We start from the raw sequence: 13040 nt of genomic DNA on the forward strand, positions 1-13040 counted from the left end.
GCACTGTTAATAGATTTACCGCTAGATAAACGATTCATCGCAGTATTCATTTTGTCTTGGTTTTGTCGCATGTACTCTTGCGTACGCATGCTGTTAATGTTTGTATTAATTCTCATGTTAAGAAACCCCCATTTTTTTATATTGATTTTTCTGTTAATTGTTAAACGTAAATATGCAAAAAAATCAATTTCGAGATTAATTGTAATCCTTGGTATATATCGTGTCAACGAATAATTGTAATTAATGAATATAAAAAAATGATAATTTCCTATTTGTTCATTTTTTTATTACAATATTATCAAAAGGATTATTGCAAACTTTAAAAAAAAACTCTAATATTAGATTATCTTTGTTTACCGAAAAGGTGATATTATGATAGTTGGAAATATAGTAAAAGAAGTGCTTGCATATAAGAAAGGACAAATTCAGCAAAAGCTAAGTAGTCCACAAGCATTTGTTAGTAGTCGTTTTCAAGAAAAGTTGCAGAGTGAACCTGTGAAGGAGACGAAGGCTACTACGCAACCGGCAAAAGTAGAAGATATGAGTCAGCCGGTACAATCTACGAAAATAGAAACGGTTGTTAATAAGCCGGAACAATCTATTAATAAAGTAGATGAAGCGAGTAAGCCCGAAGAAAAGGGTGAAACGAAGAAAGCAGATGAAGTGCAAGTTGCGCAAAAAGAGTTTGAACGACGTTTCCCAGAAACGAAAAATGAGGCTGCTGATACGTGGGGATTAACGAAGAAGTATAATATTCAAAAAATACGTTCTTCCAATGAAGGGAAGTATGAGGATATTATTGATCGAGTAAGTCGTACATATGGAATTCCAAAAACGTTAATTCAAAAAATGATTGAAGTAGAGTCTAATTTTAATCCGAAAACGGTGTCACATGCCGGTGCGATGGGACTTATGCAACTTATGCCAGCGAATGTGAAGGAGATGGGTGTGAAGAATCCCTTTTCACCAGTTGAAAGTATTGAAGGTGGCGTGAAAGAGTTAAGCGGTTATTTAAAGAAAAATAACGGCGACTTAGTATTGGCGCTTGCTTCTTATAATGCTGGCCCTGGGAATGTGAGAAAGTACGGAGGCGTACCGCCATTTAAAGAAACGCAAGGATATATTAAAAAAATATTAAATATCGACGTTTCAAAATAGGGAGTTTCATATATAGAGAGAACATGAAATTTTCGTGAACATGATATGGGAGTTGGCTAGATTTGAAATTACAAGATGATATTCCGTTAACAATTTATTTTGAAATCGGAAATACGAAAAAGAAAATTGAAGATTTGCTTCATATTACGAAAGGTACATTGTATCGTCTTGAAAATTCAACGAAAAATACGGTGCGTCTTATGCTTGAGAATGAAGAGATTGGAACCGGAAAGATTTTGACGAAGAATGGGAAGATGTACGTTGAAATCGTTGAATTGAAAAGGTAGGGAAGGGGATTGTCATGAGTGGCGAAAAATTAAGCCAAGAGCAAATTGATGCCCTGCTGAAGGCGGTAAATGAAGGCGAGGAAATGCCAGCTTTCGCACAAGAAGCAGGAAAGCAAGAGAAATTTCAAGAGTATGATTTTAATAGACCAGAGAAGTTCGGTGTTGAGCATTTACGTAGTTTGCAAGCGATTGCTTCTACGTTTGGAAAACAGACGTCACAGACGTTATCAGCGCGTATGCGTATTCCAATTGAACTAGAGCCTTCAACAGTTGAGCAAGTTCCATTTACGAGTGAGTATGTGGAGAAAATGCCGAAAGATTATTATTTATATTGCGTAATTGATCTCGGTTTACCAGAGCTTGGAGAAATTGTTATTGAGATTGATTTAGCATTTGTTATTTATATTCATGAATGTTGGCTTGGCGGAGATAGTAAGCGTAACTTTACGATGCGCAGACCGTTAACAGCGTTTGAGTTTTTAACGCTTGATAATATATTCTTGCTTCTTTGTAAAAATTTAGAGCAATCATTTGAAAGTGTTGTTGCGATTGAACCGAAATTTGTAACGACGGAAACAGATCCGAATGCACTAAAGATTACGACAGCGAGCGATATCATTTCATTACTTAACGTAAATATGAAAACAGATTTTTGGAATACGACGGTGCGTATCGGAATTCCATTCTTATCTGTTGAAGAAATTATGGATAAGTTAACGTCTGAAAATATTGTCGAACATTCTTCAGATAAACGTAAAAAGTATACGTCTGAAGTGGAAGTGAAAGTAAATCAAGTGTACAAACCTGTTCACGTTGCAATTGGTGAGCAGAAAATGACAATGAGTGAAATTGAACAAATTGAAGAAGGCGATATTATTCCGCTTCATACGAAAGTTTCGGATGAATTACTTGGTTATGTAGATGGAAAGCATAAATTTAATTGTTTTATTGGAAAAGATGGAACGCGTAAGGCGCTCCTATTTAAAAGTTTTGTAGAGTAGGAGGATCCATATGAAGCATGAAGTATCTCCTGTGTCATTAATGGGATTAGAAGATTTTGCAGGAAAGCGAAATGAAGCAGGTAAAGCACATATTGATACTGTCTCAGATATTTCGATTGAACTTGGTGTAAAGCTTGGAAAGTCATCTATTACACTTGGTGATGTAAAGCAGTTAAAAGTGGGCGATGTTCTGGAAGTAGAGAAAAACTTAGGACATAAAGTAGATGTGTATTTAAGTAATATGAAAGTCGGCATCGGTGAAGCAATCGTAATGGACGAGAAATTCGGTATTATCATTTCTGAAATTGAAGCTGATAAGAAACAAGCGGCGCTTATGAAAGCGCAAAGTCAAATGCAAGATAAAGAGTAGAGGAGGAGTCATATGTCGTATATGACGACCTTATTTCAAGTCGTTTTACTGTTTGGTGCGCTCGGCTACGGTGCATATTATATGACGAAAAAGACGCGCAAACAGCAGTTTTTTAAGCAGGGTGAAAATGGCCATATACAAGTAAAAGACGGCGTTTATTTAAATCATCAAACGAGTGCCTTTTTATTTGAAGTGGACGGAAAGCAAGTGTTCACTGTTATTAGTAATAACGGTGTGCAGTCTGTGCAATTAACCGGAACAGGAAATCAGTTTCAACAAGCACTAGAAGACGCGGTGAAGAGTGAAACGAAAAAAGTAGAGGATCCATCATGAGAATAAAGAAACAGTTATCATTATTAGCCGTTATTTTCGTATTTTCTATCGTTTTTTCAATTATTTTTGTAAATCCAGCGTATGCAGCCCCGAACGGTTTTATTAATTTCGAAAATGGAAAAGAGTTTACGAGTAATTCAAGTGTACAACTATTTGCGCTCGTTACCCTTTTATCATTATCTTCTTCTATCGTTCTATTATTTACACATTTTACTTATTTTATGATCGTTCTAGGGATTACACGTCAAGGACTTGGGGTAATGAATTTACCACCAAACCAAGTGCTTGTTGGACTTGCATTATTTTTATCACTCTTTACGATGCAGCCTGTACTTGGGCAACTGAAGAGTGATGTGTGGGATCCGATGACGAAAGAGAAAATAACAGTAAGTCAAGCTGCGGAAACGACAGCTCCTATTATGAAAGAATATATGTCAAAGCATACGTATAAGCATGATTTAAAAATGATGCTGAAAGTACGCGGAGAAGAGTTGCCGAAAGATTTGAAAGATCTTTCACTATTTACGCTCGTACCATCCTTTACGTTAACGCAAATTCAAAAAGGTTTACTAACAGGGATGTTCATTTATTTAGCGTTTGTATTTATAGATTTGATTATTAGTACACTTTTAATGTACCTCGGGATGATGATGGTACCGCCGATGATTTTAAGTTTACCGTTTAAAATACTCGTTTTCGTATATTTAGGTGGATATACAAAAATCGTCGACATTATGTTTAAAACGGTCGCCTGAAGCGTTTGATGCTATGTGATAGGAGTCATATAAATGAATACGTCACCAATTATAGATATTTTTCAAACCTTTTTTTATAAAGGGGTTATGATTTTAATGCCGGTTGCCGGCGTAAGTATGATTGTCGTTATTATCATCGCTGTTATTATGGCGATGATGCAAATTCAAGAGCAAACGCTGACGTTTTTACCGAAAATGGCGAGTATTGTCCTCGTTATTATCATTTTAGGTCCGTGGATGTTCCAAGAGTTAACGACACTTATTTTAGATTTATTTGATAAAATCCCATCGCTATTGCGTTCGTACTAAGATAGGTGAACTGAAATGAATATGGAATTATGGGCGGCAACGTTTTTTGCGTTTTGCCGCATTACTTCATTTTTATATTTTTTACCGTTTTTCTCAGGACGATCTATTCCAGCTATGGCGAAGGTTACATTTGGGCTCGGTCTGTCGATTACAGTTGCCGATCAAGTTGATGTTTCTCATATAAAGACGGTTTGGGATGTAGCTGCTTATGCAGCGACGCAAATTGTCATTGGATTATCTCTTTCAAAAATTGTAGAAATGCTGTGGAACATTCCGAAAATGGCTGGACATATTTTAGACTTTGATATCGGTTTATCACAGGCGAGTTTGTTTGATGTGAATGCAGGATCACAGTCTACTTTACTTTCAACACTTTTTGATATGTTCTTCCTCATTATTTTTATTTCACTTGGCGGCATTAATTATTTCGTTGCCACGATTTTAAAGTCGTTTCAATATACAGAGGCGATTTCAAAATTGCTGACGACTAGTTTTTTAGATAGTCTACTCGCAACGCTATTATTTGCGATCACATCAGCGGTTGAAATTGCTCTTCCGCTTATGGGAAGTTTATTCATCATTAACTTTGTTCTAATTTTAATTGCAAAAAACGCTCCGCAATTAAACGTTTTTATGAATGCATACGTAATTAAAATTACGTGCGGTATTTTGTTTATTGCGATGAGTGTACCGATGCTCGGTTATGTGTTTAAAAATATGACGGATGTATTACTTGAAGAGTATACGAAACTATTTAACTTTTTCTTAACGAAGTAGGGGGACGCGCATGGCAAAGGATAATAAAACAGAAAAGGCCACCCCGCAGAAGCGTAAAAAATCGCGTGAAGAAGGGAATATTGCCCGGAGTAAAGATTTAAATAATTTATTTTCCATTCTCGTATTAGCAGTTGTCGTTTATTTCTTCGGAGATTGGCTAGGGTATGAGATTGCGAATTCCGTAGCGGTGCTGTTTGATCAAATTGGAAAAAATACAGATTCAACCGAGTATTTTTATTTAATGGGGATTTTATTACTGAAAGTATCGGCTCCGATATTAATACTCGTATACGCTTTTCATTTATTCAATTATATGATTCAAGTCGGGTTCCTATTTTCTTCTAAAGTCATTAAACCGAAAGCATCACGTATTAATCCGAAAAACTATTTCACGAGACTGTTTAGTCGTAAAAGTTTAGTAGATATTTTGAAATCACTGTTTTATATGGGATTAATCGGTTACGTCGCTTACGTTCTTTTTAAAAAGAATTTAGAGAAAATCGTGAGCATGATTGGATTTAACTGGACTGCGTCACTTACTGAAATTATTAGGCAAATTAAATTTATTTTCTTAGCAATTTTAATTATTTTAATCGTTCTTTCTATTATTGATTTCATTTATCAAAAATGGGAGTACGAGCAAGATATTAAGATGAAAAAAGAAGAAGTGAAACAAGAGCATAAAGATAATGAAGGGGACCCGCAAGTAAAAGGGAAACGAAAAAACTTTATGCATGCAATCTTGCAAGGAACAATTGCGAAGAAGATGGATGGCGCAACGTTTATTGTAAACAACCCGACTCATATTTCGGTCGTACTTCGTTACAATAAAAACGTTGATGCAGCACCAATTGTCGTTGCAAAAGGGGAAGATGAGCTCGCGTTATATATACGAACGCTTGCCCGTGAACAAGAAATACCAATGGTGGAAAACCGTCCGCTTGCTCGTTCTTTATATTATCAAGTCGAGGAAGATGAGACGATTCCAGAAGATTTATACGTAGCTGTAATTGAAGTTATGCGCTATTTAATTCAGACGAACGAACTTGAAGTATAATAGCGCGTTTGGAGGAGATCTCTTTGTTTAAGATAGAGTCTGCAAGAACCTATTTTTCTATCTTTTTAGCAGCGTCATTCGTAGTGGCGCTCTTAATTCCACTTCCACCATTTATACTTGATATTATTATCGTTTTTCTACTAAGTATGTCAGTGCTTATTTATATGCGAGCGACAAGTATTAACGAGTGGGATGAATTAAAGTCATTTCCAACGATGCTGTTATTAATCGGGATTTTCCGCGTATCGATTAACGTTTCGACGACGCGAGCGATTTTGACAGATGGAAATGCAGGTCATGTTATTGAAGAGTTCGGCCAGTTCGTAATTGGCGGAAACTTATTAATTGGTATCGTTATTTTTACAGTATTAATCATATTCCAGTTTATTGTTGCAAACGGTGCGTCTCGTACAGCTGAAGTAGCAGCTCGTTTTACACTTGATTCTTTACCAGGGAAACAAATGTCTATCGATGCTGATTTAAACCAGCGTATTATTTCAGAAAAAGATGCACAAGCAAAACGAAAAAAATTAAATATGGAAACAGAGTTTTATGGGGCGATGGATGGTGCCGGAAAGTTCATTAAAGGGGACGTTATTTTCGGGATTGTCATTTTATTCGTAAACATTATTTTTGGCTTAATTGTCGGCATGATGCAGCAAGGCATGAGCTTTGCAGATGCGGCTCTTCATTATACACAGTTAACTGTCGGTGACGGAATCGTAAACCAAATTGGATCGCTTATGCTTGCGATTTCAACAGGTATTATCGTAACGCGTGTATTTGACGGCTCACCTGATACAGTAACAGAAGGTATCTTTAAAGAGTTATTAGCGCATGAAGTCGTTGTATATGCACTTGGTGGTTTATTTATCGCAATGGGTATTTTTACTCCGCTACCGTTTCTACCATTCGCACTCGTTGGTGGAACGATTATCTTCTTAGGCATTCGTAATAAAAATCGAATAAAGAAAGAAAAAGAAGACGAGCTTCAAAAAGAATTAGAAATGATTCAAGGCGAAGATGAGCAACTGCAACAAGTGGAAGATTCATTTGGAGTATTTACGGATAAATATCCAATTATAGTAGAACTCGGTTTAGATTTAGCAGCACTTGTAAAGCAAAAAATTAACGGGGAAACAGCGCGTGATAAAGTTGTTCTTATGAGGAAGTCGATTATTACTGACCTTGGTATTAATGTTCCTGGAATCAACTTTAAAGATAATACGAGCTTTAGACCACGCGGACGTTACATTATTCGAATTAAAGGTGCGAAGGCGGCTGAAGGTGTTTTAAAATCAGGTTATTTATTAGCATTGAAAACACCAAACGTAATGGCTGATTTAGATGCAGAGCCAGCGAAAGATCCAATTTTCGGTGAAGATGGATATTGGATTTTAGAGCATATGGTGCAAGATGCACAAATGAAAGGCTATCAAGTGTTAGAGCCACTTAGCATATTAATTACACATTTAGATGTTGTCGTTAGACGTAATCTTCATGAATTAATTCAGCGCCAACATGTAAAAGACTTAATTAACTCGCTTGAAAATGATAATGGCGTTCTATTAGAAGAGATTAAGAAGAAAGAAATTGATTTATCACTCGTTCAAAATGTTATTAAACAACTTCTAAAAGAAGGTATTTCTATTCGTGATTTACCAACAATTATTGAAGGTATTATTGACGGCAAAGAAATTTATCAAAACCACGTTGACGGTGTGACATCATTTGTTCGTGAATGTATTTCAAAAGTTATTTGTGAAAATGCGAAAAATCCGGACGGAAAAATATATGCAGCGCTCTTCTCTGATTCAATTGAGTTAGATGCGGATGTTGTGAATAATTCATATCAAGGTTACTTATTAAACTGGGATTTAGATTTAGAAACACGTGTCGTTGAGCAAGTGCAGCGCGTCTTTAAGCAAGCACGTTTAATGGGAAGAGAACCAGTGTTATTAACACGTAGAAAAGATTTTAGATTTGCGATTGTAAGACTGCTAGAACGTTATCAAGTGGAAGCACAAGTACTTTGTATTAGCGAATTAGCACCAGAAATTGTTGTGGATCAAATTGCCTATATTGAATAGTAGGGGGTGAAGTAATGGAAAGTACAGAAAAGAAAGAAGCGTTAATGCGAATAAAAGCAGCTTCGAAAAATGAATTGTATCGAAAGTTATTTGACCAATATGGTACAGATTATTATTACGTTGTCGATGAAAGTGTAAAACGAAATATACCGTTTTTTTGGAAAAAGGATTATGAAATGTTAGTTGCATTTCCAGAAGAAAAACAGGAAGAAGTGAATGAAGGTACAGCTCAATTTCATGAACAATTAATGGATGTTGTGAATGATCCTTCAGAACAAATTGTGAAGGCGAATGGAATTCAATCAGTACTGCACAATTTAGAAAACGTAACGACTTCTATGTCATACGCGGCGATGCAAACAGGAAATAGTGAAGAATGGGCAAGAAAAAAAGAGAAACTATTAAAGCTGTTTGAAAAAGGAATCGTCGTTGTGAAACCGATGAAGGAAACGGAAGAAACGGAAGAAACGAAAAAGAAAAAAGTTGTGAAACAAGTCGTTCCGGTAAAGAAAGAAGAAGTAGTTCCAAAGAAAGAAAATCAAGAATCTGTACCGTTTATTATTCAAAAAGTAATTCGGATGCTAGAACAAAACGATGTGGAACAATATTTCATTCATGCATATGCTGAAAAGTTAAAAATAAAGTTTGAAAATGCAACGATGATTACGGAAGAAGAAGTTATCAGGTACATATTGGAAGATATGAAATCTCATTTTAATACGGAAAACGTCTTTGAAAAAGAAGTACAAACAATTGCATTAATAGGTCCAACTGGCGTTGGTAAAACGACGACACTTGCGAAAATGGCATGGCAATTTCACGGTAAGAAAAAAACAGTTGGTTTTATAACGACCGATCATTCGCGCATAGGGACAGTGCAGCAATTGCAAGATAACGTAAAGACAATTGGATCTGAAGTAATTGCTGTGCGTGATGAAGCTGCAATGACAAGAGCGCTTACGTATTTTAAAGAAGAAGCACGCGTCGATTATATTTTAATTGATACAGCCGGAAAAAATTATCGTACGTCAGAAACAGTGGAAGAAATGATTGAAACGATGGGACAAGTAGAACCAGATTATATTTGTTTAACGTTATCAGCTTCAATGAAAAGTAAAGATATGATTGAAATTATTACAAACTTTAAAGATATTCATATAGATGGTATTGTGTTTACGAAATTTGATGAAACAGCAAGTAGTGGCGAATTGTTGAAAATTCCAGCAGTATCATCAGCTCCTATTGTATTAATGACAGATGGCCAAGACATAAAGAAAAATATACATATCGCTACAGCTGAACATTTAGCAAAACAAATGTTACAAACATCGTAGAAAAGAGGTGAAGAATAAGGCGCTTGCCTTATTCAAACGAATATGAACGGTCTTTATATAGGTTCTATGGGCATGATGAATTACATGCAGCGCATTAATGTTCATTCGAATAACGTTGCAAATGCTCAAACGACAGGATTTAAAGCAGAAAATATGACGTCTAAAGTATTTGATGTACAAGACACATATCGCCGCGGAGATGGGGCAGTAACAAATATCGGTTCGGTCGATTATGCTGTAGTACCAGCTGCAACGCATGTGAATTTAGTACAAGGAAATATACAAATGACAAATAGCGCTACAGATTTCTTTTTAGATGACGGCGCGGCCGGCACAACATCATTTTTCGTTACTTCTAAAAATGATGAAACGTTTTTAACGAGAGATGGTAGTTTCACATTAAATAGTGATCGTTATTTACAAACGTCATCTGGTGCTTTCGTAATGGGAGAGAATAATGAGCGTATTCGTATTCCAGAAGGAGCAAAGGTTGCTGTACAAGCAGACGGTACATTATATGATGAAGTAACACAAAATAATATTGCTCGTTTGCAAACAAAAACAGTAGATGCAGAAACGAATGCACGTCTCGTACAACGTGAAAATAAAAGCTTTACACTAGCAGAAGGAAACATTGCTAATTTACCGAACGGAACAGGAATAGTAAAAAATCATATGCTAGAAAATTCAAATGTAGATATGACGAAAGAGATGGCCGATCTTATGACAGATCAAAAGATGATTCAAGCATCACAGCGTGTTATGACGTCATTTGATAAAATTTATGAAAAAGAAGCGAATGAAATATTGAGATAGTGGACTCCTAATAAAGGAGTCTTTTATTAATTTTAAATTTCAGAATTATCAATTGACTTTATGGAGCTTCTTTTTTATATTAGTAGGTATAACTATAACTACTAAAGAGGTGAGAGTATGGCAACGGCATTATATTTAGAAGATGCATACAAAACGAGTTGCGAAACAGAAGTGATAAGAGTGGAAGGGAATAAAGTATTTGTAAAAGAAACAATTTTTTATCCAACTGGTGGAGGACAGGAATGTGATACGGGTGTCATTGTACAAGATGGGTCTGTATTTGAAGTTGAAAAAGTAAAGAAGGAGCAAGGAGAAATAGTTCACTATATAAAAGACGAAGCACAAGTAAAGTTAGGTCCAGTTAAATTAGAGATAAATTGGGAAAGACGTCATAATTTAATGCGTCATCACTCTTTACTGCATCTTATCGGAGCTGTTGTTTATGAAAAGTATGGAGCTCTATGCACTGGAAATCAAATTTATCCTGATAAAGCACGTATCGATTTTAATGAGTTACAAGAGTTATCGAGCGTGGAAGTAGAAGAAATTGTTGAGGAAGTGAATAAACTTATTAAGCAAAATAAAGAAATTTCCACTCGTTATATGAGCCGCGAAGAAGCAGAAAATGCTGTAGGAATGATTAAAACAGCAATAAATCTCCTGCCAACTACTATCCAAGAAATCCGCATTGTTACAATTGAAAATTTAGACGAACAAGCTTGTGGAGGCACACATGTGAAAAATACGAGTGAAATAGGAACACTTGTTATTGATAAAGTAAAAAGTAAAGGAAAGCAAAATCGTCGTTTTGAAGTAAGGGCGATTTAGATTGTGAGGGGTTACCGATGGATGAAATTATAAAGGAATTACAAAAGTTAGGATTTTCCCAGTATGAATGTAAAGCGTATATTGGATTGTTAAAACATTCCCCAGTAACAGGCTATGAAGTGAGTAAACAAACAGGAGTACCTCGTTCTATGATTTACGAGGTACTCGGTAAGTTAATGGATAAAGGAGCGGTGCATATTGTACCTTCTGAACCAGTGAAATATGTACCAGTACCAGCTACCGAATTAATGAATCGAATGCGAAAAGACTTTGAAAAGTCCTTTGAATTTTTAGATGAGAAATTAAATGGTTTAGAACAAGAAAGACAGATTGATGTAATTTCGCATATTCGCTCAAATGATCGTGTTTTAAAAGAGATATGCAATATAATTAATAGGGCAAAGAAAGAGTTATGGATTTCTGTATGGAAAGATCAAGTGCATGAAATTGAGCCATACATTCATCAAAAGGAAGAGGAAGGCGTACATATATTTTCAATCTTATTTGGAGCTCCAGAAACAAAAATAGGAGCGACATTTCACCATAATTATATGACGCCCCACGTTGTTGAAAAGAGAATGGGTGGTCATTTAACTGTTATTGCTCGTGATGGAGAGGAAGTATTAATTGCGAACTTCTCAAATGATAGCACTTCATGGGCCGTTACAACGTATGACCCAGCGCTAGTTCTCGTTGCTACAGAGTATGTGCGGCACGATATTATGGTTGAAGAAATTACGAAGGAATTTGGAGCTGATAAGTTAGATACGTTATGGCGTGAAAATATAGATTTAGTTCATGTCGTAACAGGAAAACGAACTTTAGAAGGAATGGAGGATGATAAGGATGAGTAAAGCTCAGGCACATGTAGCTTTGCAGAGCGATGATACATTTCAGCAAGGAGTAAAAGATTGTTTACCAACTGTATTTGGTTACTTGAGCATCGGTATAGCAGCTGGTGTAATTGCAAAAACAGCAGGTTTTTCTATCATTGAAATTGCATTTATGTCCACTTTAATTTATGCAGGTTCTGCACAATTTATATTAGCTGGTATGTATGCAGCCGGTGCTCCTGCTTCCGCAATTATTTTTACTGTATTTTTTGTTAATTTACGCCATTTATTAATGAGTGCTGCCCTCGCACCGTACTTTACGAAACTACCTCTATTAAAAAACGTCATTATCGGTTCTCAAATTACAGATGAAACTTTCGGCGTTGCAGTGCAGCATGCAGCGCAAAAAGGATATTTAGGTGAAAGATGGATGATTGGGCTTAACGTAACAGCGTATTTAAATTGGATTCTTGCTACCATTATTGGCGGGCTATTTGGTGAGTGGATACCAGATCCACATACATACGGGATGGATTATGCATTACCAGCGATGTTTATCGGATTATTTGTACTTCAGCTCATAAGTAGTAAACCAAAGCTAGCAATTCATTTAAGTGTTGCAATTGTAGCGATTATTATCGCATACGTTTCACACCTATTTATGCCAGATAGTATAGCAGTTATTATCGCAACATTACTAGCTGCGACGATTGGAGTGGTGATTGAAAAATGGAAATGAGATTAGATGTATTATTACTTTTACTAGCAGCAGGAGCTGTTACACTCGTGCCACGTATTTTACCTCTACTCGTATTCAGCAAACTACAAATTCCTGATTGGGGTTTAAAATGGTTAAATTACATACCAATTGCAATATTAGCAGCGCTTTTAGCACAAGTTTTATTTATGCATGAGACGATGCAGTGGGATTATCTTATCGCAGCAATTCCAACATTTCTTGTAGCGATATATACTCGTAGTTTATTAGGTACAGTATTAACGGGAGTGGTTGTGATTATTTTGTTACGTTTCTTTTTCTAAAAAGGATTACGCTCATATAATAGCGAAAAGTGTAATAACATGAAAAATATA

Annotated in this window: 17 protein-coding genes; 16 read left to right on the forward strand and 1 reads right to left on the reverse strand. The window is 35.9% G+C overall.

Going from position 1 to position 13040, the window contains the following annotated elements; translation table 11 throughout:
* On the reverse strand, positions 1–116 hold a 116-nt coding region (locus CGQ22_RS31455; protein ID WP_002179092.1), incomplete at its 3' end, for a flagellin N-terminal helical domain-containing protein.
* A 256-nt stretch (positions 117–372) separates the two neighbouring features.
* On the opposite strand from CGQ22_RS31455, the gene CGQ22_RS15040 reads away from it, so the two are divergent.
* From CGQ22_RS15040 to CGQ22_RS15115, 16 genes are all read left to right on the forward strand, one after another.
* Positions 373–1158, forward strand: a complete 786-nt coding sequence (locus CGQ22_RS15040) for a lytic transglycosylase domain-containing protein (protein WP_089148911.1) — start codon at positions 373–375, stop codon at positions 1156–1158.
* A gap of 62 nt (positions 1159–1220) precedes the next feature.
* On the forward strand, positions 1221–1445 hold the full coding sequence (locus tag CGQ22_RS15045) for a flagellar motor switch protein FliN (protein WP_000775712.1): 225 nt from the start codon (positions 1221–1223) through the stop codon (positions 1443–1445).
* Positions 1446–1459: 14 nt separating this feature from the next.
* Positions 1460–2446: a flagellar motor switch protein FliM gene (fliM, locus tag CGQ22_RS15050; RefSeq protein WP_000012360.1), complete on the forward strand. Its 987-nt coding sequence runs from the start codon at positions 1460–1462 to the stop codon at positions 2444–2446.
* A 10-nt stretch (positions 2447–2456) separates the two neighbouring features.
* Complete coding sequence (gene fliN, locus CGQ22_RS15055; protein WP_000680010.1) at positions 2457–2816, forward strand: flagellar motor switch protein FliN; 360 nt, start codon at positions 2457–2459, stop codon at positions 2814–2816.
* A gap of 12 nt (positions 2817–2828) precedes the next feature.
* The gene (locus CGQ22_RS15060) at positions 2829–3149 is read left to right on the forward strand and encodes a hypothetical protein (RefSeq protein ID WP_000121176.1); all 321 of its coding nucleotides are present in this window, start codon (positions 2829–2831) and stop codon (positions 3147–3149) included.
* Positions 3146–3904, forward strand: a complete 759-nt coding sequence (locus CGQ22_RS15065) for a flagellar type III secretion system pore protein FliP (protein WP_001220582.1) — start codon at positions 3146–3148, stop codon at positions 3902–3904. The genes CGQ22_RS15060 and CGQ22_RS15065 overlap by 4 nt, the downstream gene beginning before the upstream one ends.
* Positions 3905–3937: 33 nt before the next feature.
* Positions 3938–4213 carry a flagellar biosynthetic protein FliQ gene (locus tag CGQ22_RS15070; RefSeq protein WP_001098085.1) on the forward strand — a complete coding sequence of 92 codons (276 nt, stop codon included), beginning with the start codon at positions 3938–3940 and terminating at the stop codon, positions 4211–4213.
* A gap of 15 nt (positions 4214–4228) precedes the next feature.
* Positions 4229–4990 carry a flagellar biosynthetic protein FliR gene (locus CGQ22_RS15075; protein ID WP_001055706.1) on the forward strand — a complete coding sequence of 254 codons (762 nt, stop codon included), beginning with the start codon at positions 4229–4231 and terminating at the stop codon, positions 4988–4990.
* Between the two features lie 10 nt (positions 4991–5000).
* Positions 5001–6047 carry a flagellar type III secretion system protein FlhB gene (gene flhB, locus CGQ22_RS15080; protein ID WP_089148912.1) on the forward strand — a complete coding sequence of 349 codons (1047 nt, stop codon included), beginning with the start codon at positions 5001–5003 and terminating at the stop codon, positions 6045–6047.
* A 23-nt stretch (positions 6048–6070) separates the two neighbouring features.
* Positions 6071–8137 carry a flagellar biosynthesis protein FlhA gene (gene flhA, locus CGQ22_RS15085; protein WP_000472586.1) on the forward strand — a complete coding sequence of 689 codons (2067 nt, stop codon included), beginning with the start codon at positions 6071–6073 and terminating at the stop codon, positions 8135–8137.
* Between the two features lie 14 nt (positions 8138–8151).
* Positions 8152–9471, forward strand: coding sequence for a flagellar biosynthesis GTPase FlhF (gene flhF, locus CGQ22_RS15090; RefSeq protein WP_089148913.1), 1320 nt, complete (start codon positions 8152–8154; stop codon positions 9469–9471).
* 42 nt (positions 9472–9513) lie between these two features.
* The gene (locus CGQ22_RS15095; protein ID WP_001013934.1) at positions 9514–10287 is read left to right on the forward strand and encodes a flagellar basal-body rod protein FlgG; all 774 of its coding nucleotides are present in this window, start codon (positions 9514–9516) and stop codon (positions 10285–10287) included.
* A 117-nt stretch (positions 10288–10404) separates the two neighbouring features.
* Positions 10405–11115, forward strand: a complete 711-nt coding sequence (locus CGQ22_RS15100) for an alanyl-tRNA editing protein (RefSeq protein ID WP_000179557.1) — start codon at positions 10405–10407, stop codon at positions 11113–11115.
* A gap of 17 nt (positions 11116–11132) precedes the next feature.
* Positions 11133–11969 carry a TrmB family transcriptional regulator gene (locus tag CGQ22_RS15105; protein ID WP_089148914.1) on the forward strand — a complete coding sequence of 279 codons (837 nt, stop codon included), beginning with the start codon at positions 11133–11135 and terminating at the stop codon, positions 11967–11969.
* Positions 11962–12687, forward strand: a complete 726-nt coding sequence (locus CGQ22_RS15110; RefSeq protein WP_000030489.1) for an AzlC family ABC transporter permease — start codon at positions 11962–11964, stop codon at positions 12685–12687. Before CGQ22_RS15105 ends, CGQ22_RS15110 begins: the two co-directional genes overlap by 8 nt.
* Positions 12678–12989, forward strand: a complete 312-nt coding sequence (locus CGQ22_RS15115; RefSeq protein ID WP_000425944.1) for an AzlD domain-containing protein — start codon at positions 12678–12680, stop codon at positions 12987–12989. Before CGQ22_RS15110 ends, CGQ22_RS15115 begins: the two co-directional genes overlap by 10 nt.
* Positions 12990–13040 lie beyond the last annotated feature (51 nt).

The organism is Bacillus sp. M13(2017) (genome assembly GCF_002218325.1).
Classification (GTDB): Bacteria; Bacillota; Bacilli; order Bacillales; family Bacillaceae_G; genus Bacillus_A; species Bacillus_A thuringiensis_K.

Coding starts and splice junctions, on each gene's coding strand:
- CGQ22_RS15115 (WP_000425944.1), top strand. CDS start 12,678: ATGGAAATGAGATTAGATGTATTATTACTTTTACTAGCAGCAGGAGCT.
- CGQ22_RS15060 (WP_000121176.1), top strand. CDS start 2,829: ATGTCGTATATGACGACCTTATTTCAAGTCGTTTTACTGTTTGGTGCG.
- CGQ22_RS15095 (WP_001013934.1), top strand. CDS start 9,514: ATGAACGGTCTTTATATAGGTTCTATGGGCATGATGAATTACATGCAG.
- fliM (WP_000012360.1), top strand. CDS start 1,460: ATGAGTGGCGAAAAATTAAGCCAAGAGCAAATTGATGCCCTGCTGAAG.
- flhB (WP_089148912.1), top strand. CDS start 5,001: ATGGCAAAGGATAATAAAACAGAAAAGGCCACCCCGCAGAAGCGTAAA.
- CGQ22_RS15065 (WP_001220582.1), top strand. CDS start 3,146: ATGAGAATAAAGAAACAGTTATCATTATTAGCCGTTATTTTCGTATTT.
- CGQ22_RS15040 (WP_089148911.1), top strand. CDS start 373: ATGATAGTTGGAAATATAGTAAAAGAAGTGCTTGCATATAAGAAAGGA.
- CGQ22_RS15110 (WP_000030489.1), top strand. CDS start 11,962: ATGAGTAAAGCTCAGGCACATGTAGCTTTGCAGAGCGATGATACATTT.
- flhF (WP_089148913.1), top strand. CDS start 8,152: ATGGAAAGTACAGAAAAGAAAGAAGCGTTAATGCGAATAAAAGCAGCT.
- CGQ22_RS15105 (WP_089148914.1), top strand. CDS start 11,133: ATGGATGAAATTATAAAGGAATTACAAAAGTTAGGATTTTCCCAGTAT.
- CGQ22_RS15100 (WP_000179557.1), top strand. CDS start 10,405: ATGGCAACGGCATTATATTTAGAAGATGCATACAAAACGAGTTGCGAA.
- CGQ22_RS15075 (WP_001055706.1), top strand. CDS start 4,229: ATGAATATGGAATTATGGGCGGCAACGTTTTTTGCGTTTTGCCGCATT.
- CGQ22_RS15070 (WP_001098085.1), top strand. CDS start 3,938: ATGAATACGTCACCAATTATAGATATTTTTCAAACCTTTTTTTATAAA.
- fliN (WP_000680010.1), top strand. CDS start 2,457: ATGAAGCATGAAGTATCTCCTGTGTCATTAATGGGATTAGAAGATTTT.